The sequence below is a fragment of the Halorubrum sp. Ea1 genome, from assembly GCF_002252965.1.
Lineage (GTDB): Archaea > Halobacteriota > Halobacteria > Halobacteriales > Haloferacaceae > Halorubrum.
Genome location: NZ_NHPG01000089.1, coordinates 1 through 2953 on the forward strand (window position 1 = coordinate 1; position 2953 = coordinate 2953).

Here is a 2953-nt window from a genome sequence, read left to right on the forward strand (position 1 = left end):
TCGCTCCGGGCGACCGACTCCAGCGAGGGACCTTCGGTCCCTCTGGCAGCCGGCGCTCCGCGCCGGCGACCTCGCGCGGCGCCGGTTCGCGGCCTGAGGGCCGCTCACGGGCGCGCGCCGACGGCCGTCCGTTTATAAACGCCCGCCCGAACCCGCCGATCCCTTTTAACTGTGCGAACCGTTGGCACGGACGATCTCCGATGGAACTCCGCTGCGAGGGCTGCGCCGGCTGCTGCGTCGACTGGCGGCCGCTCGATCGCGACGCGGCCGGCTCCGACCGCGCTGGCGACCGCGACCCGCTCGACGACACGTACGACCTCGTCCCGCTCACCCGCGACGAGGTCGCCGCCTTCCTCGACGACGGCCTCGGCGACGTCCTCGTCCCCCGGCTCTTCGAACCCGCCGAGCGCGACGCGAGCGTCTCGATCGACGGCGTCGAGGTGGCCGCCGCCCGGGACCGGCCAGTCTTCGTGGTCGGTCTCCGGAAGCCGCCGAAGCCGGTCGCACCGATCGGCACCGACGAGCCGCGCTGGCTCGACGCCTGCGTCTTCCTCGACCCCACGACGCTCCAGTGCCGGATCCACGACGACGACCGCTACCCCCGGACCTGCGCGACGTACCCGGGACACAACCTCGATCTCGGCGCCGAGACGGAGTGCGAGCGCGTCGAGGCCGCGGGCGGCGGCGACCGCCTCCTCGACGGCGAACCGCCGGACGACCTCCCCGCGCCCGCGTTCGGCCCGCAGGCCCTCGGGTCGGTCGTCTTCGGCTACCCCGACCCGGACGACCTCGACGGGGTGATCGACCGGCTCCGGACCGGTTCGCTCACCGCCGACGACCGCGCCCAGTTCGTCGGGGCCGCCGTCGGCTCGCGGCCGGGAGCGCTGTCGGTCGACCGCGACCGCATGGCCGAGGCTCGGGCCCGGGCGCGCGACGCCGACTCGTGGGCCGGCGGCGCGATCCGCGAGTGGACCGAACGCGCCGGCGCCGACGGCGACCGCGCCTCCCTCGACGCCGATTCCCGCGACCGACTGGTCCGCGAACTGGAGGACGACGCGGGCGCTCCCGGGACTCCCGGTTGGGACTGACGGGGACCGCCGAACCTCAGTCACGGAGAAGAGGACCGGGCGGCGCCGGAGGAGGGGAACGGGCGGCGCGTATCGCTTGCTCGCGCGCACACGCGCGAGGGTCTTATGCCGTTCGAAACCCTACCTATGACGTGAACGAACGACGACCCACGGAACCCGACGAACCGGTCGAGTACGACCGCGTGGACGTCTCCGTCCTCGTCGTCGGCGCCGGCGCGGCGGGGGCGAGGACCGCTATCGAACTGGCAGAGCGCGGGGTCGACGACGTCCTGGTACTCGGCAAGCGGGGCCACGGAGACGCCCACACGACGTGGGCGCGCGGCGGGATTAACGGCGCGCTCGGCACCCGGGACCCCGAGGACTCGCCGGCGATCCACGCCGCCGACACCCTCAACGAGGGCCACTTCGTCAACGACCCGGCGAAGGTCGAGACCGTGACCGAGCAGATGCCGGAGCGCCTCCGCGAGCTCGACGAGTGGGGGATGGAGTACTCGCGCACCGAGGACGGCGAGATCGACCAGCGGTTCTTCGGCGCCCAGTCGTTCCGCCGGACGGCGTTCGCCGGCGACCACACCGGCGAGTCGATGCTGAACGCGCTCGTCGACCGGGCGCAGGAGCTGTCGGTCCCCTACCGCGAGAACGTGATGATCACGAAGCTCGTCTCGGACGGTGACGCGGTGTACGGCGCCGTCGGCTTCGACATGGACACCGGCGAGTTCGTCCTGTTCAACGCGGGCACCGTCGTCCTCGCGGCCGGCGGCCACGCGGCGATCTACAACCGACACACCTCCCGGGACGACGAGAACAACGGCGACGGGGCGGCGCTGGCGTCCGACGCCGGCGCGTCGCTGATGGACATGGAGTTCATGCAGTTCCACCCGACCGGGATGGCCGTCGACGAGAGCGACCCCGAGTGGGAGCCGTGGAGCGGGCGACTCGTGACCGAGGCCGTCCGCGGCGAGGGGGGACGCCTGTTCAACGCCGAGGGCGAGCGCTTCATGGAGCGGTACTCGCCCGACCAGATGGAGCTGGACGCCCGCGACGTCGTCGCCCGGGCGATCGCCCGAGAGGTCGCCGAGGGACGCGGCACCGAGAACGGCGGCGTCTACCTCGACATCTCCCACCGCGACGCCGACTTCATCCGAGAGCGACTCCCGCGGATGTACGAGCGGTTCCACGACCTCGGCGTGGACATGGCGGCCGAGCCGGTCGAGGTGGCGCCGACCTCCCACTACGGGATGGGCGGCGTCGCCGTCGACGACGACGGCGAGACCGACATCGACGGGCTGTTCGCCATCGGCGAGACGATGGCGGGAGTCCACGGCGCGAACCGACTCGGCGGAAACTCGCTGGCCGAGACCGTCGCGTACGGCGTCGTCGCCGGCGAGCGGGTCGCCGACCGCGTCGACGGGCCGGGCGAGGTGCCCGACGACCTCCGCGAGGGACTCGTCGAGCCGCACCTCAGCGACCTGAGCGCACTGGCCTCCCGCGACGGGGAGCACGACGTGGACGCGGTGCTCGCCGACCTGCGGGAGATGATGTGGAACCACGCCGGGATCCTGCGCGACGAGCCGTCGCTCCGCGAGGGGCTCGACCGACTCGAAGCCCTCCGCGAACGGGCCGCCGACATGCGCGTCGGCCCGGTCACGAGCGAGTCGTTCGAACTCGCCGTCGACGTCGGGTTCACTCTCGTCGCCGCCGAGGCGGTGCTCCGCGGCGCGCTCGAACGCGAGGAGTCCCGCGGCGCCCACTACCGCACCGACCACCCCGACGTCGACCCCGACTGGCGGCGGAACGTCTACTTCGACGCCGCCGACGTCGGCGGGATGACGCTCCGGACCGAACCGGTCGACGAGCCGAGCGAG

2 protein-coding genes are annotated in these 2953 nt (G+C 73.0%); both read left to right on the forward strand.

Going from position 1 to position 2953, the window contains the following annotated elements:
- Window positions 1-200 precede the first annotated feature (200 nt).
- On the forward strand, window positions 201-1088 hold the full coding sequence (locus DJ73_RS11050; RefSeq protein WP_094522059.1) for a YkgJ family cysteine cluster protein: 888 nt from the start codon (window positions 201-203) through the stop codon (window positions 1086-1088).
- Between the two features lie 131 nt (window positions 1089-1219).
- The coding region (locus DJ73_RS11055) for an L-aspartate oxidase (protein WP_094557961.1) at window positions 1220-2953 on the forward strand (1734 nt) is incomplete at its 3' end.

What these genes read in the sequence shown, in the direction of transcription:
- DJ73_RS11050 (WP_094522059.1), top strand. Translation starts at nt 201, where the DNA reads ATGGAACTCCGCTGCGAGGGCTGCGCCGGCTGCTGCGTCGACTGGCGG.